A 19,735-nucleotide genomic window follows, 5' to 3' on the forward strand; every position below is an offset into this window, starting at 1 on the left:
AGACATAAAAAAAGCCCCGTAAAGAGGCTTATATGAATCCGTTCCGTGGAGAATCAACGGCTTGTGCAACGGTTACTATTGTTGGCAATAGTTATTTTTTCTCCGTCAGTTCAATGGCTTTTTCCAAGAATTCATCCTTCCCCGCTTTTAATCCTTCAATTGTGGGTTTTACATAAACGTCAGGTAGAAAACCGATTCCGTGTAATTGCGAGCCATCATGTTTAAGAACTTTCATTCCAGTCCATCTTATGCTAAACCCTTCCGATAATTTAAATCGATTAATATTACCGTTTGTACCTGCAGTTGGTTGCCCGATTATTGTAGCTAATTTATAACCTCTAATAAAACCCATATAACTTTCGGCATAGCTGATAGCTGTACCTTTGGTTATAAATATAATTTGTTTGTCACCTAAGTATGGTTTTTTACTGGGTAGCAACCAATTCGAATTTTGATAGGTTAATTTTTCTCTGTCAGGGTATATGTGTTGAGGAATTTGCATCCATGATTTTGTTGTGTCCTTTTCTTTTAATAAATAAGAAATAAAACCGTGGTTACCTCTTGGATAAAATCTTAAATCACAAATAATAGACTTCGATTTCTCCAGCTCTGGAATGAGTTTTTCAATCTCCTCCATTGGAATGCTGTTTAGATTCAGATAGAAAACGCTATCATTGATTTTTTCATAATTAGATTGTCTACCACGAGAAGAGCCATATGGATAATTATTTCTTAAAAGTTTTATGTTTTTGTTATTGACTTTAATATTTAATTTCGAGTCATGTTCACCTCTTAGGCTTAGTGCTTCGGCTTGTGAATTTAGTAAACCTTTTGTTCCAGCAGAAATTCTCGATTTTACTTCTTCAAAATAGTGCATAGCATTTTCACCATTAATTTCTGTGACAATATCGCCGACGTTTAGAGGAATTGTATCATTTAAAACATTTGTTATTACAAGTTTATCATCTATCCATTCCCAAGTAATTGGAGGTGTAGCCCATTCTGAATTTCTATTGTACGAAACTACTATATGACCGTCATTTAATGGAGAAGCAAATTTTTGTAACGTTATCAAATGGTCTTTGGGGATGGAGTCTTTAAAACTTCTTTCCAATGCTTTTTCAAGTTCATTGTTCCAGTTAACATCAACAACATCAAAGTATGGGTAAAAATGTTGAAATACGTTGTACGTATTAATAACATTACCTAGTCTAACGGACAAATCAGAAGTTTCTTGAGGTACTTCTTTTAAGTTGTCTTTTAATTTTTTCAAGCTAAGGGAATCGGATTTTGGATAAGTGCCTTTATCGTTGGAATATAGCACTAATGGTATTTGAAGATATATTCCTGCACCAACTTCTTTTTCAATGATATGACCAAAAGAAGGTTGATTATCGAAAAGTTTTTCACCTTTTTCTTCTTCTATAATTCCGGAATATTCCAAAACTGCGGATTTATTTCCTTTGTAAGAATCCGTATTTGTCAGTAAACACGAATAACCGATGCCCTCAAAATACCAATTATTAATTTTATAGTCACTAAAAGATTCTTCCTTTTCAAAATCTTGATTTTCTAATGGAACTTCTATCCATTTACCATTGTTCTCATAAAATAGCTGTGGTAAGTCATAAAGAATAGAGCCCTTACCTCTAAGGGCAATACCCAACTGAATTAATGATGTAAGAGAGTCGACTTTAGCAATAACTTCATACTGCTTCCATTGTTCATCAACAACGGGTGCTTTTTTTAAATCTGATGTTCCATCTGATTTTTCTAGTACAAGTCTTAAATATCCATTGTTGGAATGGGCATCATCTCTTTTTGCCCATGCTTTATATTTAATTCTATTACCTAAGAATTTAGCGGATTCAATTCGCATTGCAAGCTTGCTAACAACATAAGAATAATCTTTGTTTATGATTCCATTTACTCTGGAACTTTGGTAAGGTGTTCTAAGTTCGGGGTCCATGCCAATACCAACACCGCTGTGTTGCCAAAAGGTAGGTTTGAAATCCTGCGAGTTTTCTGGAGTTATAATTGTTAAATCGAATTTGTTTGATTTTGTTGTAGTAAAATTTATTGACGGTGCAATTGGCTTGAAAAGAGTGTCAAAAGCATTAATTAATTCATTGCGAGATTCGCATTTTTCAACAATTTTAGCTCCGTGAATAGCAAAGGAATTCCAATCGATTTCTGACGCACCATCACTTGGATGAAAATATTTTACGTATCCATAAGCTTTAGCAAAGGTTTTTAAATTTTCAACCTTCTGAGCGCTCTCCTTGTTTATACTTTTTTCGGTACAACTGAGAAAGATTAAAACTAGAACGTAGATAAATGGTTTCAATATTGTCATAATTATTGCCGACAATTGTATAAAGCAACTAGTTGCTATACGTTTATTTTAACGGTAATTTACTCAAATCTTGGATACTGCCAATGTATATAGGAAAATAAGAAATTATTATACGTATAATATACCTTTACAAACGCTTAGTAGGTGGTGTTTTTTTATTCGCATAGCGTAATAAAAAAAAGAAATACAAGGCATAAAAAAAGGCCTCTGATTTATCAGAAGCCTTTTTTACTTAGTAGCGGGGACTGGACTCGAACCAGCGACCTTCGGGTTATGAGCCCGACGAGCTACCTACTGCTCTACCCCGCGATATGGGTTTTTATCTCACTTGTCTTGCGACTTCAGGTCATTACTCTGACGAGATAAGGGTGCGCTACTATTTGTAACGGGCTGCAAATATACAACTGTTTTTTACTTAAAACCAAACTTAGAGCAGAATCTTTTTATGCATACCCTAAAAAATCTCCAAATTCCATACCTTCGGGACTAGCAAGCCTACGTATGGATACAATTAACGATTTTATTTCTGCAGCGCTACCCTTTACGGAGTGGCCCATGTTTCTTTTACTTATTGGAGGTGGACTTTTTCTAGTCTTCTATTCTAAATTCTTACCCTACAGGTACTTTGGTCACGCCATTGCCATAACGGCAGGTAAATATGATAATGATAAGTCAGAAGGAGATGTAAGTTCCTTTCAGGCCTTATCGGCCGCTGTTGCTGCAACAGTTGGTTTGGGAAACATTTCCGGGGTAGCCATTGCCATTCATGACGGTGGTCCGGGTGTAGTGTTTTGGATATGGGTTACCGCCCTTATCGGTATGTGTATCAAATTTTATTCCTGTAGTCTGGCCATTATGTTCCGTAGTACGGACTCCGATGGTAAATTGCAAGGTGGTCCCATGTATTATATTACACAAGGTTTGGGACCAAAAGCAAAGCCATTGGCATTATTTTTTGCGGTCTGTGGTCTATTCGGGTTTTTAGGTGTTTTTACGGCAAACCAGTTTACGGAAACTTTTATGAGCGTTGTGGAGCCCAATGAAACCATAGCCAATTTTGGCGATTTTAATTGGCAGTTGGGTATTGGGGTTGTTCTGGCCGTGGTAACATCGTTCGTCATTTTTGGTGGACTTACCAAAATTGCCAAAGTAGCATCAGCCATAGTTCCATTTATGGTGTTGGTTTATCTAGTGGCGGTGGTTGTGGTTATGGTTTTGAACGCTTCGCAGATAATACCTTCATTAAAGTTGATAATTACGGAGGCCTGGAATTTTAAGACCGTTGTAACCGGGGGTTTCTGGGGTCTGGTCATTATTGGGGTTCGTAGGGCTATGTTTTCCAATGAAGCAGGTTTGGGTAGTGCGCCTATGTACCATGGTCAGTCCAAAACGGATAACCCTATTAAAGAAGGGTTGGTTGCCATGCTCGGCCCTTTTATAGATACTATTTTGGTATGTACATTTACTGCCGTAGTCATTATATTAAGTGGTGCTTATTTAGAGGATGGAAGTGGAATAGTCATGACCCTTTCGGCATTTGAGACTACATTGTTCGGTTATGGCGATGTTTTGCTCATGATAATTGTTACGGCATTCGCCTTTTCTACCTTGTTTACGTATTCGTACTACGGTGTAAAATGTCTTTCTTTCTTGACCAATGCAAAAATCGGCAAGTTTTATAACTGGTATTTTGTACTTATGATCGTATTTGCGGCCGTAGCTTCTTTGGATTTGGTAAAGAACCTTATAGATCTTTCCTACGCTTTAATGGTCATACCCAATATGATTGCCGTACTTTTGCTGGCACCAAAGGTGAACAAAGAGGCAAGAAAATATTTTCAGAGGTTAAAAGGTGAGCACGGATAATTTTGAACATGAGTTTTTTGGTATCGGTATCCAAAACGGAAAAACACCGGAAAATTTAGGGGTGTTGTGGCGAACGGCACAAAATCTAGGGGCCAGTTTTATCTTCACGATTGGTAATAGATATGCCAAACAGGCAAGTGATACGCACCATGCGGTGAAGGCCATGCCTTATTTTCATTATGAAACGTTTGAAGCATTCTATGAAAATTTGCCCAAGGGTGCTATGCTGGTAGGCGTGGAAATGAAGGAAAATGCGGTAGACTTGGAAACTTTTGAACACCCAAGACGATGCGTATATTTGCTGGGTGCTGAGGACCACGGACTTTCCAATCAAGCTTGTGAAAAGTCGCACCATTTGGTTCGTTTTAAATCGGTAAAAAGCCTCAATGTGGCCGTAGCCGGAAGTATTGTTATGTATGATAGGAATCTATCAAAACCGCGAATGCGTTAAAAGATAAAGTATGGGAAATCATAAATCTGGATTTGTAAATATTATTGGTAATCCCAATGTGGGGAAATCTACTTTAATGAATGCCTTTGTAGGCGAGAAACTATCTATAATTACCTCTAAGGCGCAGACCACAAGGCACCGTATTTTGGGTATTGTTAATGGCGATGATTTTCAGGTGATACTTTCGGATACCCCGGGAATTATCAAACCGGCCTACGAACTGCAATCTTCCATGATGAATTTTGTAAAATCTGCTTTTGAGGATGCAGATGTACTTCTGTACATGGTAGAGATTGGCGAAAAGGCATTAAAGGACGAAGCTTTCTTTGAGAAAATAAAGAACAGTAAGATTCCCGTTTTACTTTTGTTGAATAAGGTAGATACCGCAACGCAAGAGTTGTTGGAGGAGCAGGTGCAGTACTGGCAAGAAATGCTTCCAACGGTAGAATTGCATCCTATTTCGGCCTTGTCCAACTTCAATATTAAAAATATTTTTGAACGTATAATCGAATTGCTTCCAGAGGCGCCCGCTTATTATCCAAAAGACCAATTGACGGATAAGCCCGAGCGGTTTTTTGTTAACGAGAATATCAGGGAGAAAATCTTGATGTACTATAAAAAGGAAATTCCTTATTCCGTAGAAATAGAGACCGAAGAGTTTTTTGAAGATGAGGATATCATTAGAATGCGCGCGGTAATCATGGTAGAGCGCGACTCTCAAAAGGGTATTATAATCGGTCATAAGGGTGCTGCACTAAAAAGGGTAGGGGTAGAATCACGTAAAGACCTTGAACAGTTTTTTGGCAAGCAGGTACATTTGGAGTTGTACGTAAAAGTCAATAAAAATTGGCGTAGTGATGCCCGTCAGCTAAAACGTTTTGGTTACAATAACTAAAACTTCTTAACTATTTGGTAGCGTTCTTTTAAACATTGGTTGTTTTTTAGCTAACCTTAAAGTGATCCTGAAATTTCATCTTTGGCGATTAATAACCAAACTTGAAGATGAAAAATTTTAGAAGTATTTCACTTGCCCTAGTGGCACTTACAGCTTTTTCCTGTGAGAAATTAGAAGACTTTGTTGGTCACCCGGATGAGGAGCCAATCGTAAACACATCAGAACTTACTTTTACAAAAATTGGAGGATTTGTAAATGGCTCCGGTGATGAGGGCTTCGCCGAGATTAGTGCGTATGATTCCAAAACCGGTAAGTTATTCGTGGTAAACCCTGTAGAGACCGAGGTTTCTGTTTGGGATATTTCCGAACCTACAATTCCATCTAAACAATCTTCTATTTCCTTAAGCGGAACACCTAATAGCGTTGCGGTTCACGGTGGGCTTTTGGCCATAGCCGTAGAGAACAGCAACAAACAGGCAGATGGCACTATAGAGGTTTACGAAACAGAGACTATGGCTTTGGCAAATTCCTATCCTGTTGGTGCATTGCCGGATATGGTTACATTTAGTCCTAATGGTAAGTATATTGTTTCCGCTAACGAAGGGGAGCCAAATGATGACTATACCGTTGATCCAGAAGGCTCTATTTCGGTAATAGATGTAGAAAACAATAAGGTAAATACATTGGCTTTTACGAGCTACAACGGTCAGTCTATAGGTAATGATTTTAGGGTTTTTGGTCCCGGTGCTACAGTTGCCCAAGATATTGAACCGGAATATGTTGCTGTTTCCGATGATAGTAAATATGCCTATGTTAGCTTACAGGAAAACAATGGTATGGCCGTGGTGGATCTGACCACAATGACCTTGACCGATGTTTTTGGTTTGGGCGTAAAGGACCACTCACTTCCTGAAAATGCTTTGGATGCAAGTAACAAAGATGATATTGTTGGAAACTTTAAAACATGGCCGGTTCTAGGGTTTTATATGCCCGATGCTATCACTTATGCCAAAATTGGAGGTGCAGGTTACATCATTTCTGCTAACGAAGGAGATTCCCGTGATTACGATGGCTATTCAGAAGAGGAAAGAGTAAAGGACCTGGAATTGGACGCAACGGTTTTTCCAAATGCAGAGCAACTTCAAGCTGATGAAAATTTAGGTAGATTAAAGACTACAACGGCCAATGGTGATACAGATGGCGATGGCGATTTTGATAAAATCTATTCTTACGGTGCACGATCGTTCACGATTTGGAGCCCTCAGGGCCAAATGGTTTATGATAGTGGTGATGATATAGGAAGAAGAACTTTGGAAATTGCACCTGCATTGTTCAATAATGATGAAGGTGAAGCAGATGGTAGAAGTGATGACAAGGGCGCGGAACCTGAGTCTGTTACTACCCTTAAAATTGGTGAATCTACATTGTTGTTCGTAGGCTTGGAAAGAACCGGTGGCGCTATGGTGTACGATATTAGCCAGCCTTCGGCTCCTGAGTTTTTAAAGTGGATTTTCAATACACAAGACGTTGCTCCAGAGGGACTTTTGGTAATTCCTTCCGATGACTCGCCTAACGGTGAAAACCTTTTGGTAATAACCAACGAAGTATCAAATACCGTTTCTATTTACGAGATAAAATAGTAGGTTTCAACAGACTATAAAGACAGAATCCCCTAATTTCATTTTGAGATTTGGGGATTCTCTTTTTAATTTACTTACGATTAGTGGTTTAGAATTGCGATTCCATCGGGATTAATACTATTTTTGCAGCAAATTTAAGGAAGTATGAGTGCTATTGTAGCCGTTGTAGGGAGACCAAATGTAGGGAAATCCACGTTTTTTAACCGTTTGATTCAAAGAAGGGAAGCTATTGTTGATGCCGTAAGTGGCGTTACCCGTGACCGTCATTATGGAAAAAGTGATTGGAACGGAAAAGAGTTTTCATTAATAGATACAGGTGGCTACGTACAGGGTAGCGACGATATTTTTGAGCAGGAAATAGATAAGCAGGTAGAACTAGCCATTGATGAGGCCGATGCCATTATTTTTATGGTAGATGTTGAAAGTGGTATTACGGGCATGGATGAAGATGTAGCCAATTTGCTCCGTAGGGTTAAAAAGCCCGTATTTCTTGCTGTGAACAAAGTAGATAATGCCAAACGTGCCGAAGATGCAGTAGAGTTCTATGCGTTAGGTTTAGGTGATTATTATACGCTGTCCAGCATTAACGGTAGCGGTACGGGAGATTTGTTGGATGCTTTGGTAGAAGTGCTTCCTGAAAGTGAAAAAGAAGAAAGTGAGTTGCCAAGGTTTGCCGTTGTTGGAAGACCTAATGCCGGTAAATCATCGTTCATAAACGCTTTGATCGGTGAAGATAGGTACATTGTAACCGATATTGCCGGTACTACAAGGGATAGTAGCGATACAAAATACAACCGTTTTGGTTTTGACTTTAATATAATTGATACTGCAGGTATCAGAAGAAAGGCCAAGGTAAAGGAAGATTTGGAATTTTATTCCGTAATGCGCTCCGTTCGTGCTATTGAACATTGCGATGTTTGCTTGTTAATGTTTGATGCCACACGTGGTTTTGATGGTCAGGTGGAAAATATTTTCTGGTTGGCACAACGAAATAACAAAGGTATTGTGGTCTTAGTGAATAAATGGGACTTGGTAGAAGATAAGGAAACCAATACCATGAAGGAATATACCCAGCGTATTAAACAGGCCATGGAACCTTTTGTAGATGTGCCGATCATCTTTATTTCGGCATTGACCAAGCAACGTATTTATAAGGCTATTGAGACGGCCGTAGATGTGTATAAAAATCGTTCCAAGAAAATTAAGACACGTCAGCTTAATGACGTATTGTTGCCTATAATTGAACGCACACCACCACCTGCTTACAAGGATAAGTATGTAAAAATCAAGTATATTACACAGTTGCCAACAAACTACCCTCAGTTTGCGTTCTTCTGTAACCTACCTCAATATGTTCGGGAACCTTACAAGCGCTTCTTGGAGAATAAATTGCGGGAAAACTTTGATTTTAATGGTGTGCCGGTTACAATTTATATGAGGAAGAAATAAGAGTTGTTTTTCTTACTAAGAATATATGCATAATCCTCTTAGACTATTTAAATCAGTCTAAGAGGATTTTGAATATTGAGGGTGTGTCTTCTTGAACATCTCCATCAATCTGTAAGGATTTAATAAGCAGGGTATTTGAGCAGCAACCTTCACCGCCTGATTTTTCTAGTTTTAAATTTAGGTCAAAACTATTTGAGTCTCCAATTGTTAAAACATAATCAAAAGTGCCTATTTCCCATTCAGAATTGGAGAGAGATAAAAACGTTTTCTCAGATATTTTTTTCAGTTGCAAATTCAATGGTTTCACTGCCAGATATTGCAATGACCGAAGCAGTATAGGCCTCATTAGCTAGTAGATTTTCTCTACTCTCACTATCTGCAAGTTCTATGTAAAGATTAGAGAAGCCAGATGTACAGGTTACTGCTGAAAAATCATAATCTTTTGTGTCATCAGATATACACATTGAAAGGATTAGGACTAGTGGTAGAATGAAAAACAATTTTTTGATAGTAATTTTCCAATAAGATGTTTTTAGAGGAAAATGGTTGCGTTAAACAATACCGAGATAGCTGTAATAAGATAAACGTCTCGTATTAAATCAATTATTGCGAGACCAATCCACTGAAGAGTTTAGGATTAATTACAAATTTATTTCAATGGTATAATTCAAATAGAGTTTTTCATTAGTACTTGTTGTAGGTTTATAATTCAGATTAAATTCCTGTTTGTAATTAAAAAGAATGGTCAGCGCCGCCACCGCCAAAACCACCTCCACCAAATCCGCCACTAAATCCATGTTGTTCTCCATTCTTGGCATATTCTATTTCGAGTAACCGATTAATTTCAGCTAATTCCAGTTTTAGCTTATCTCTTTCCATAATCGCAATTTTTAGCTGTAGCTGAGTCGCATTATGGACGCCACTTGTAGCTAAATGCACATATTTAGAAAGGTTTGCAGATAAAATAGCTATATCTTTTACTGTTGATAAATCACCAAGTAAACTTCCGCTGTTGCTGTAATCAATACCCCAATATCCTTCATCATCATAAACATCAATTAATCTTTCTATGTATTCTTCAACACGAAGAGATATTTTTTTCTTATTCTTAGCAAATTCAATTTGTTCTTCTTTCGAGAGTTTTTTTAATTTTTCAATTATGCTTGAAACTAAGCCTTTGATTGCATCATTACGTGTTAAATCCTTTGTTAAGCTTTCTCGTTGGGTTAAATTTTTCACCTCCTTTTCCTTTATCCAATAATCATGTTCGGTAGCTGTTTTTTCTTTTTTGAGTCTTTCAATTTCTGGGTTTGTAATTAAATGGAAGGTAAGGTCTATTTTATTTTTTGTTAGGATGGAATCAGTATCGTAGGTTACTAAGTAATCTAATGATTTTAAATTCTCAGCTTTTCGTAACGCATTCTTAACTGATGAGGTTATTTCTGATTTAACTGTGCTAGTTTTTTCTTTTTTTACTGCTATGGTTAGACAATCGGAGATGTCGGAAACTATTTTGCTTTTTAAGGATTTTTTCTTTCGAAGAAACATAAGTTTTGTCGTATTACTCATAAGAATTTTTTATTGGAACTGAGTTATTATTCAATATTTTAAATGATATCTCAGTAATAATATAGGAATTATAAAACGAACTCATATAGAGATAAGCGGAAATTCGATGAAGAGTATCATAAATTTCTCACCAACCTCCTGAAGCACCGCCGCCTCCAAAGCCTCCACCGCCCCCAAAACCACCGAAGCTTCCACCTCCACTGCCAAAGTTTCCACCACCGAAGCTTCCCGATCCATTGCTGCGTCCCATGTTACTTAGAATAATCATATCCCATAAATCAAGACCGCGAGAACGGTTTCCTCCATTATGCCCCCCACCTTTATTACCAAAGCGTCTTGATAAAATTATAAGTATAATAAAGAATATAATAAAAGGAAGTAATGTGTCAATTGTAATATTGTTATCAGACTGAGAATCTTCAATGTAGGTACCTTCCAGAATCTCAAAAATAGTATCTGTGCCTCGATTGAGCCCACCATAGAAATCACTTTCCCTGAATCGAGGAAGTATTATGTTTTCAATAATCCTTTTTGAAAGAGCATCGGTCACAAGGTACTCTATCCCATAACCTGTTTGTATAGCTACTTTTTTGTCATCTTTTGCTAATAAAATAATGATTCCATTGTCTTTGCCTTTTTTGCCAATTTTCCATTTATCAGCTAATTGAGCGGCATAAAATTTTATTTCCTCCCCTTTGGTTGAATGCATTAACATAACAAGAATTTCGGTAGAGGTAGAGTCGCTATACTTCTGTAATTTTTTAGTTAGAGAATTGAATTCGGAAGTTGATAATGTATTAGTGCTGTCTATTACGGCAGGTATGAAATCAGGTTTTTTAGGAATGATAGCTTGTCCAAAAGCATTCCCAAAAATAAAAAAAGACAATACAAGTAGGCTACCCCTTAGATACTTCATTGCTGAGTTCATTTTTATCGCCGCGCTGCCAAGGAAAATGCGCTTGGAGTTCTTTTCCGGCTTTTAAGATACCATCTATGATACCTTGCTTAAAGTTTCCTTTTTTAAATTGGTCTTGGATAGCATCTTTGGTAGTATTCCAGAAATTTTCCGGTACCACCTTATGAATGCCGCTATCTCCGTAAATAGAGAACTTTCTATCGTTTACGGCAACGTATATCAAAACTCCATTGGCTTCTTTGGTATTGTCCATTTTTAAGAGTAGAAACACTTCTTTGGCCCTATCCATTGGGTCTAGCCGCGTATGGGGTTCAATATGTACCCTGATTTCGCCAGAAGTGTCTTTTTCGGCTTTTATTATGGCCTCAACAATTTCTTGCTCTTCCTCTGCGGTTAAAAATGCTTCTACTCTGGACATATCTTAATTGAAGTCGAATTCTACGTCCGGTGCATTTTCAGAACCTGCATCTGCTTTGTACCGAGCCATATCTTCAAACCCGAAAATGCCTGCCAAGAATGACCCTGGAAATTTAGAAATGTGTATATCGTAAAGGTTTACGGTCTCATTAAACTTGTTTCGTTCAACGTTTATACGGTTTTCAGTACCTTCTAACTGAGCTTGTAGTTCAAGAAAGTTTTGGTTTGCCTTTAGCTCTGGGTAGCGTTCTACAACTACCATTAATTTACTAAGTGCACCTGTAAGTCCGCTTTGTGCTTGTTGAAAAGCGGCCATTTTTTCCGGTGTTAGGTTATTGGCATCAATAGAGGTTGAGGTAGCTTTGGCCCTTGCTTCAATTACATCTTTTAAAGTGCCACGTTCAAAATCTGCGGCGCCCTGTACGGTTTTTACCAAGTTTCCTATAAGGTCGTTTCTGCGTTGGTAGGCACTTTCAACATTAGACCAAGCTGTTTTGGCATTGGCTTCTAGTTCTACTGCGGTATTGTTAAAGCCCACGGCCCAATTATAAAGACCAAAAGCAATGACTCCTAGTACTATAAGTACAATTAATCCTTTTTTCATTTTAAAAATATTAGGTTATAGTTAATGTGTTGCTTTAAGCAAAAAGTGTATTTGGAATATTAGACCACAAAGTTGTGCAATTGTTACAACTGCTCTTTAATTTTGGTCAATTCGGCCTTAATTCGCTCTAATTTATCAATAATATCAAAGTTATTGAGCGTTTTTTGACGGTTTTCCTTTAAGTGGATTTTAGCGCCTTCCAATGTAAAGCCACGCTCTTTTACCAAGTGGTAAATGAGCTTTAGATTGTCTATGTCCTGTGGGGTGAACTTACGGTTTCCCTTTGCGTTCTTTTTGGGTTTGAGCGCATCAAATTCTTTCTCCCAAAAACGAATCAGGGAAGTGTTTACACCAAAGGCCTTGGCGACTTCGCCAATACCGTAATACCTCTTTTCTGGAAGTTCTATTTGCATTAATCCAAAGATTGATTTTCTTGTGCTGCGTATTTCAGCATATTCTCAAATTCTTCTGCGGTCAAACTACCATAGTAGAAGTTTATGGGGTTGATGCGTTCTTCATCTTTCCAGACTTCATAATGTAAATGGGGAGCTTCCGAACGGCCTGTATTTCCTACAAAACCAATAAGGTCTCCGCGTTTTACTTTTTGACCTTTTTTTACATTGTACTCGCTCAAGTGCCCATAAAGCGTCTTGTAGCCATAGCCGTGGTCTATACGAATGTGCTTGCCGTAACCGGATGAACCGTTATCGGCACGAATGACCTTACCATCTCCAGGGGCGTAAATAGGAGTGCCTTTTGGAGCGGAAAAATCCATTCCCCTATGCAGTTTACGAGCTTTTGTAAACGGATCCGAACGCCAGCCAAAACCGGAAGCCATACGCTTTAGACTTTCGTTGGTAACCGGCTGAATTGCCGGAATGGCCATTAGGAATTTTTCTTTTTCTTCGGCAAGTTTTGTGATTTCATCCAATGATTTGGATTGAATGGACATCTGTTTCTTAATGATGTCAAGTCGTTTTGTAGTAGCAATTACCATTTCGGAATTATTAAAGCCTTCCAAAGATTTGTAACGGTTAACACCTCCAAAACCGGCTCTTCGCTGTTCTTCCGGAATAGGGTTAGCCTCAAAGTACAAGCGGTAAATATTATTGTCGCGCTCTTCTATATTTGCCAAAACCTCTTCGATCTGGCCCATTTTTCTATTCAAAAGCTCAAATTGAAGCTCGTAATTTTTCACTTCACGCGCTAGCGAAAGTTCCCTTGGAGTATTGATCAGGTTGGTATTCATTAAAAATACCAAGCACATGAGTCCAAATAGAAATGACCCTACAAAAAACAGGGCGATATTGCGATAGCGCCTAGATTTTTTAGGTTCTATCTTGCGATATGAAAGTGTATCCGGATCGTAATAGTACTTTACCTTAGACATGAATCTATTTTATCCTATTTTTGTGACGTTTTACTGGGATAAACAAATATAGAAATACTTTCCTTTAAAACGTTAATTTTTGTAAAACCTTATAATTCTCTATGACTTCCAAGGAAATCCGATCTCAATTCTTAAATTTTTATAAAGAAAAAGAGCATAAAATAGTTCCATCTGCCCCTATGGTCATTAAAGATGATCCTACACTAATGTTCACGAATGCAGGTATGAACCAGTTTAAGGAGTTCTTTTTAGGGAATAGTATTGCCAAGAATCCTAGGGCCGTAGATACCCAAAAGTGTTTGCGGGTAAGTGGTAAGCATAATGATCTAGAGGAAGTGGGCAAGGACACCTACCACCATACTATGTTTGAAATGTTGGGCAATTGGAGTTTTGGCGATTATTTTAAGGAAGAAGCGATTTCTTGGGCATGGGAGCTGCTCACGGAAGTTTTGAAAATCGATAAGGATTGTTTGTATGTTTCGGTTTTTGAAGGAAGTAAAGATGCCGATAATTTGGCGTTAGATACCGAAGCTTATGATCTATGGAAAGCCATTGTGCCGGAAGACCGGATTATTCTAGGAAATAAGAAGGACAATTTTTGGGAAATGGGTGATCAGGGACCCTGTGGCCCTTGTTCCGAGATTCATGTGGATATTCGCTCTGCGGAAGAAAAAGCAAAGGTTTCAGGAGCCTCTTTGGTAAATGCTGATCACCCACAGGTAGTTGAAATATGGAACTTGGTTTTTATGCAATACAACCGAAAGGCAGACGGTACTTTGGAACCATTGCCCGCAAAACATGTAGATACGGGAATGGGATTTGAGCGTTTGTGCATGGTGCTTCAAGGTGTGCAATCCAATTACGATACAGATGTTTTTAAACCTATTATTCGCGAAATTGAGACCATAACCAATAGCAAGTATGGTAAAGATGAAGAGACGGATATTGCTATTCGCGTAATTGCGGATCACATTCGTGCGGTGTCTTTTTCCATTGCAGACGGACAGTTGCCAAGTAATACGGGAGCCGGATATGTAATCCGCCGTATTTTAAGACGTGCCGTGCGTTACGGTTTTACGTTTTTGAATACTAAAGAGCCCTTTATGTACCGTTTGGTAAGTGTGCTTACGGAGAATATGGGTGAAGCTTTTCCCGAATTGAAGGAACAGCGTCAATTGATAGAGAACGTTATAAAAGAGGAAGAACATTCATTCTTGAAAACCTTGGAACAAGGGTTGGTGCTTCTAGATCAAGTAATTGCAAATGTAAAGGGTAAGGAAGTAGATGGTAGAAAAGCTTTTGAACTGTACGATACCTACGGATTTCCTATAGATTTAACTGCACTGATTCTTTCTGAAAAGGGATTGAGCTTGGATGAAAAAGGTTTTGAGGTGGCTATGCAAGAGCAAAAGAACCGTTCAAAATCGGCTTCGGAGATTTCTAAGGATGACTGGGAAGTGCTTTCAGGAGATTTGGAGCAGGAGTTTATTGGGTATGATGTGCTCGAGGCCAATGTAAAATTGGTGAAGTACAGAAAAGTAACTTCCAAAAAGGCCGGTGAGCAGTATCAATTGGTTTTTAACCTAACTCCTTTTTATCCTGAAGGAGGTGGACAAGTAGGGGACAAGGGCTATTTGGAGATGCCCAATGGCGATGTAGTCTACATTCTGGATACCAAAAAGGAGAACAACGAAATTATCCATTTTACTAAAAATCTTCCGTCAGATACAAGCGGAACATTTAAAGCAGTAGTGGACAGGAAACAGCGCGAACGTACGCAAGCAAACCATACGGCTACGCACTTATTGCACCAGGCTTTACGCGAAATATTGGGCACGCATGTAGAGCAGAAAGGTTCTGCTGTACACTCCAAGTATTTACGGTTTGATTTTTCTCACTTTTCAAAAGTAACACCGGAGGAACTACGCGAGGTAGAAAACTTCGTAAATGCACGTATAGATGGTCAGTTGCCTTTTGTGGAGCAAAGAAACATACCAATGGAAGACGCCTTGAAAGAAGGGGCTATGGCCCTTTTTGGAGAGAAGTATGGTGATGCTGTGCGAACGGTGCGTTTTGGTCAGTCTATAGAATTGTGTGGAGGTACCCATGTTAAGAATACGAGTGAAATATGGCACTTCAAAATTAAGTCGGAGGGAGCAGTGGCTTCAGGAATACGCCGAATTGAAGCGATTACCTCTGATGCCGTAAAGGATTTTTATGCTGATAATGATAGGGTCCTTGTGGATATAAAGTCCTTGCTGAACAATGCCCAAGACCCGGTGAAAGCTGTCTCAAACTTACAAGATGAAAATGCCAAATTGAAAAAAGAGGTAGAGGCCTTATTGAAGGATAAAGCAAAAAACCTAAAAGGCGATTTAAAAAACGAACTGGAAGATGTGAACGGGGTTCAGTTTTTGGCCAAGAAGATTGACTTGGATGCCGCAGGAATAAAAGACCTTTCTTTTGAAATGGGTCAGAACCAGGATAATCTATTCCTTCTTTTTGGAACGGAGCAAAACGGAAAAGCATTATTGTCTTGTTACATTTCTAAAGAACTAGTGGCTGCGAAGGATTTGAATGCCGGAACCATTGTTAGGGAACTGGGAAAATTCATTCAAGGTGGTGGCGGTGGCCAGCCTTTCTTTGCTACCGCAGGAGGCAAGAAACCCGAAGGAATTGATGAGGCATTGGCCAAAGCAAAAGAGTATTTAGAGTAACATACTAGAAAGCCTCGCTAATTATGGTGGGGCTTTTTTCTTTTAGGGTAGACTTGACTAATCTTTAAAGGAATCATAATTCACGGTCCATTGTTGATGAAGAGGAATGTGTTCTATGTGTCAAGAAAATATTAGATAAATAAGGGTAAAATTCTTCTTGGTGATTTTTAAGACTTGATAGGTGGCTGACCGTTGTCTTTTGCTTTTTGTACTGCTATTTCCGCTTTTGGCAAGGTTAACTTAAAGGTGGTTCCTTTTCCAACGCCGTCAGACTCGGCAATTATGGTTCCCCCATGTGAAACCGCAATTTTCTGGACCATATAGAGTCCTAAGCCTGTGCCTTCTGTATTCTTGTGAAAGCGTTCAAATGGTGTAAATAGGTTTTGTAAGGCATGTTCATTCATTCCTAATCCATTATCACGTACTAAGAAGCTGTTTGTGTCACCATTATCAATATAATCTATAGCTATTGTTGGATTTTTTTGGTCACCCATATATTTGATGGAGTTGTCCAAGAAGTTGCAAAAAACCTGGGTTATCCTTTTGTGGTCACCATAAATTTGGGGCAGATTGTTCGCAATAATAAGTTCAACTTTTTCTTTGTCTAGTTTTCCTTTGATCAAATCTTTGGATAAACTCAATATATCATTGGTGTTCAACAGTTCGTTTTTATTTTCGACTTTGCCCAATTCCGCAATTTTGGTAATATCCGAAATCAATGCGCTCATATTATCGCAGGAAATATCTATTAAGTTTAGATATTCTTCTACCGTCTCAAAATCTGCCGTCTCAATAGACATGGACATAAGGCCGGCAATTCCTTTAATATTGTTAAGCGGACTTTTTAGGTCATGGGAGACGGCAAAGGTAAATTGTTGAATCTCTTTATTCTTAGATTTTAAGCTATTTGCGGCTTCCTCTAGTTTGTTTTTTTGAAGCCTTAACTCTTGGGTACGTTCCGCTACTTTTTGAACCAATACTTTTTGATTTTTCCGGAAATTTCGGACTTTGAGGTAATAGGCTAGATATAGCAATAGTAGAATCAGTACGACCAATAACAATCGGAACCACCACATTTGCCAATAGGGTGGGGTAATAGTCAGGTGTAGCTTTAATTCATTGTCTACCCAAACACCATCAGAATTGGTAGATTTCATACGTAACGTATATTCTCCGGTGTTGAGGTTGGTATATGTGGCACTGGGATTGTTTCCTACATAATTCCAATCTTTTTCAAAACCCTCTAAATAAAAGGCGTAGTCAACACTTTCTGGATGTCTCATGGTAAGCGCCTTAAAATCAATATTTATTACGGATTGGTCATGGCTGAGGGTAAGGGAATCTACTTGACTAATATCCTTCTCTAAAACTCCAAATTCATCATTGGGTAGAACTGATTTGTTGAAAATTTTAAGGTCTGAAATAAACAGGGCGAGTTTATCTTTTCGCTTAATAACATCCTTGGCCGTAAAAATGTTAAATCCGTTTACGCCTCCAAAAATATACTCTCCTTTACTGGTAACCAACGAGGCGTTAGGGTTGAATTGGTTGGCCTGCAGACCATCAACTACCCCATATTCCATTGTTTTTTCGTTACCCGTATGGTATCTAATAATACCTTCCTCCGTACTTAACCACAGATGTTTATTCTTATCATCTATAATTTCTTTAATAGCATCATTTTTAAGTCCGTTTGATTTGTTGATTATCTCAAAAGAATCCTTTTCAGGTATGTATTTGTTAAGTCCTCCTTGGGTACCTACCCAAATGGTATTTTCGGTATCCTGTATGATAGAGTTGACAAAATTGTTGCTTAACGAATTTTTAATGTGATAATGGGTGCTTGTCCAATTACCATTGTTTTCAGATAGTTTAAACAAGCCGGAATTAAGAGTGCCTATCCAAACATTACCGTGGTTGTCTTCAAATATGGTGTTTAACGAATTTATTTCTGTACCATCTACTTCAGAGGTCAGGGTAATGTCTTCATGTTCGTCTGTCTTAGGGTTAAAAACCTGTACACCCGCAAAATAATGGACAATCCAAATACGACCATTTTTGTCCTTTAAGAGGTTAACTACAATATTGGATTTCAAAAAGGAATTCTGGGTGTTTAACTCTTCGTACTTTTTACTTTTCGTATCAAAGTTGAGAATACCATTGGTCCAAGTGCCAACCCATAACTCGTTTGGTTTTGTCTGGAGTAATGAAAGCACTACATCACTGCCAAAATTTTCGCTTTTTAGAGAATAATCTTCAAACGTATTTAAACTTCTGTTCCAATAGTTTAGTCCACCACCGTCCGTTCCTATCCATATATTACCTTTAGAATCTTCATTAAAACAATTTACCAGCTTGTTGCTTAAAGATTTGGGGTTTAGTGGGTCTGATGTAAAGTGTTTAAATTTAAATAATTCTGGGTCATGGTAATTTAGGCCACTTCTATATGGGGCTACCCACATAATACCGTTGCGAGTGTTTAACAGTGCCCAAATGGAGTTGCCCGAAATGGAATTAGGTTTATAAACACTATGTTCTATATGTTGGAGCTGTTCTAAATTTTTATTGTAGATGTAGAGGCCGTTGTTTTCTGTACCTATCCACAATTGGTCATTGCTGCTTTTGGTTAAGGAGCGGATACAATAACCTGGGCTTACAACCTTTCTTTTGGTATGTATTTTTAAATTCTTATCTATCTGTAGTTCTACGAGAGATCCGTATAGTGTGCCCAGTAAATATTTGTTTTTATCTATGGTGGTAGCCGCAAAGATTTCATCTGTTTGCTGATGTCTGCTCTGGATTTCCATATCCTTGTTTATTACCAGAATATTGTAAGTAGTAATAACCAACATATAATCGCTGGTCAAGGGCATTATTTGAAGGACTCTATCTATACGCTTGTTTTTTAGTTTTACATAGTCATTTGGAAGTTTAAGGTGTTTTATCGCTCCAGTTTCGGGTTGATACCTATATAGTCCGCTTTTTTCCGTACCTAGCCATAAATAACCATGTAGTTTTGTTACCCCTTGAAACCTTTTGGATTCTATTTCCTTTCCCTCTTTCTTAAATGGATATGGAATAACAAGATTTAAACTACGGTCGTATAAACTTAAGCCATCATTGGTGCTTATGAGTATATTTTCACCGTCCTCATATAAAGAAACTACGTATTCGTGGGTAAGTCCTGTTACACCGTCTAATGTTTTGTTGAATATTTCAAAATCCTTACCATCGTACCTGTTCAGTCCATTTCTGGTTCCAATCCATATAAAACCGTAACTATCTTCTAAAAAGACCGTAGCTGTACTATGTGATATTCCTTCTGTAATGTGTTGAAAATCAAAGGATGTTGTGTGTTGAGATCTAACCGTGTGTATGGAAAGAAAAAGAATGAAAAACGTAAAAATCTTAGAACAATACTTTGAAAACATTTTTAGGCTGGTGTAGTATATTTATTTTAACGTA

15 protein-coding genes and 1 tRNA gene are annotated in these 19,735 nt (G+C 38.1%); 6 read left to right on the forward strand and 10 right to left on the reverse strand.

Annotated elements, in window-relative coordinates; translation table 11 throughout:
* Positions 1 to 91: 91 nt before the first annotated feature.
* The gene (locus tag Q4597_RS18710) at positions 92 to 2,347 is read right to left on the reverse strand and encodes a S41 family peptidase (RefSeq protein ID WP_303407616.1); all 2,256 of its coding nucleotides are present in this window, start codon (positions 2,345 to 2,347) and stop codon (positions 92 to 94) included.
* Positions 2,348 to 2,592: 245 nt separating this feature from the next.
* Positions 2,593 to 2,665, reverse strand: a tRNA-Met gene (locus Q4597_RS18715).
* 192 nt (positions 2,666 to 2,857) lie between these two features.
* Between Q4597_RS18715 and Q4597_RS18720 the strand changes: the two genes are divergently transcribed.
* The 5 genes from Q4597_RS18720 (at position 2,858) to der (ending at position 8,657) form a co-directional block, all read left to right on the forward strand.
* A complete protein-coding gene (locus tag Q4597_RS18720; RefSeq protein WP_215438123.1) occupies positions 2,858 to 4,222 on the forward strand; it encodes a sodium:alanine symporter family protein in 1,365 nt (454 codons plus the stop codon).
* Positions 4,209 to 4,673, forward strand: coding sequence for an RNA methyltransferase (locus Q4597_RS18725; protein WP_289061063.1), 465 nt, complete (start codon positions 4,209 to 4,211; stop codon positions 4,671 to 4,673). The genes Q4597_RS18720 and Q4597_RS18725 overlap by 14 nt, the downstream gene beginning before the upstream one ends.
* Before the next feature lie 10 nt (positions 4,674 to 4,683).
* Positions 4,684 to 5,568 (forward strand): GTPase Era, encoded by an 885-nt coding sequence (era, locus tag Q4597_RS18730; RefSeq protein WP_289042288.1) that lies wholly within the window; start codon positions 4,684 to 4,686, stop codon positions 5,566 to 5,568.
* Positions 5,569 to 5,675: 107 nt separating this feature from the next.
* Positions 5,676 to 7,208, forward strand: a complete 1,533-nt coding sequence (locus Q4597_RS18735; RefSeq protein ID WP_303407621.1) for a choice-of-anchor I family protein — start codon at positions 5,676 to 5,678, stop codon at positions 7,206 to 7,208.
* Between the two features lie 144 nt (positions 7,209 to 7,352).
* A complete protein-coding gene (gene der, locus Q4597_RS18740; protein WP_289042292.1) occupies positions 7,353 to 8,657 on the forward strand; it encodes a ribosome biogenesis GTPase Der in 1,305 nt (434 codons plus the stop codon).
* A 52-nt stretch (positions 8,658 to 8,709) separates the two neighbouring features.
* Here der and Q4597_RS18745 read toward each other — a convergent pair whose 3' ends face one another.
* From Q4597_RS18745 to Q4597_RS18775, 7 genes are all read right to left on the reverse strand, one after another.
* Positions 8,710 to 9,003: a hypothetical protein gene (locus Q4597_RS18745; RefSeq protein ID WP_303407624.1), complete on the reverse strand. Its 294-nt coding sequence runs from the start codon at positions 9,001 to 9,003 to the stop codon at positions 8,710 to 8,712.
* 386 nt (positions 9,004 to 9,389) lie between these two features.
* Positions 9,390 to 10,226 (reverse strand): hypothetical protein, encoded by an 837-nt coding sequence (locus tag Q4597_RS18750; protein ID WP_303407626.1) that lies wholly within the window; start codon positions 10,224 to 10,226, stop codon positions 9,390 to 9,392.
* Between the two features lie 127 nt (positions 10,227 to 10,353).
* Complete coding sequence (locus Q4597_RS18755) at positions 10,354 to 11,142, reverse strand: YgcG family protein (RefSeq protein ID WP_289042298.1); 789 nt, start codon at positions 11,140 to 11,142, stop codon at positions 10,354 to 10,356.
* On the reverse strand, positions 11,123 to 11,560 hold the full coding sequence (locus Q4597_RS18760; protein ID WP_303407627.1) for a TPM domain-containing protein: 438 nt from the start codon (positions 11,558 to 11,560) through the stop codon (positions 11,123 to 11,125). The genes Q4597_RS18755 and Q4597_RS18760 overlap by 20 nt, the downstream gene beginning before the upstream one ends.
* A 3-nt stretch (positions 11,561 to 11,563) precedes the next feature.
* Positions 11,564 to 12,163 carry a LemA family protein gene (locus Q4597_RS18765; protein WP_215438130.1) on the reverse strand — a complete coding sequence of 200 codons (600 nt, stop codon included), beginning with the start codon at positions 12,161 to 12,163 and terminating at the stop codon, positions 11,564 to 11,566.
* 83 nt (positions 12,164 to 12,246) lie between these two features.
* Positions 12,247 to 12,576: a MerR family transcriptional regulator gene (locus Q4597_RS18770; RefSeq protein WP_215438131.1), complete on the reverse strand. Its 330-nt coding sequence runs from the start codon at positions 12,574 to 12,576 to the stop codon at positions 12,247 to 12,249.
* Complete coding sequence (locus Q4597_RS18775) at positions 12,576 to 13,553, reverse strand: M23 family metallopeptidase (RefSeq protein WP_215438132.1); 978 nt, start codon at positions 13,551 to 13,553, stop codon at positions 12,576 to 12,578. The genes Q4597_RS18770 and Q4597_RS18775 overlap by 1 nt, the downstream gene beginning before the upstream one ends.
* Before the next feature lie 101 nt (positions 13,554 to 13,654).
* Between Q4597_RS18775 and alaS the strand changes: the two genes are divergently transcribed.
* A complete protein-coding gene (alaS, locus tag Q4597_RS18780) occupies positions 13,655 to 16,270 on the forward strand; it encodes an alanine--tRNA ligase (protein ID WP_303407630.1) in 2,616 nt (871 codons plus the stop codon).
* Positions 16,271 to 16,437: 167 nt separating this feature from the next.
* Here alaS and Q4597_RS18785 read toward each other — a convergent pair whose 3' ends face one another.
* On the reverse strand, positions 16,438 to 19,701 hold the full coding sequence (locus Q4597_RS18785) for a two-component regulator propeller domain-containing protein (RefSeq protein WP_303407631.1): 3,264 nt from the start codon (positions 19,699 to 19,701) through the stop codon (positions 16,438 to 16,440).
* Positions 19,702 to 19,735: the final 34 nt, after the last annotated feature.

Source organism: Zobellia sp. 1_MG-2023 (assembly GCF_030549125.1).
Lineage (GTDB): Bacteria > Bacteroidota > Bacteroidia > Flavobacteriales > Flavobacteriaceae > Zobellia > Zobellia russellii.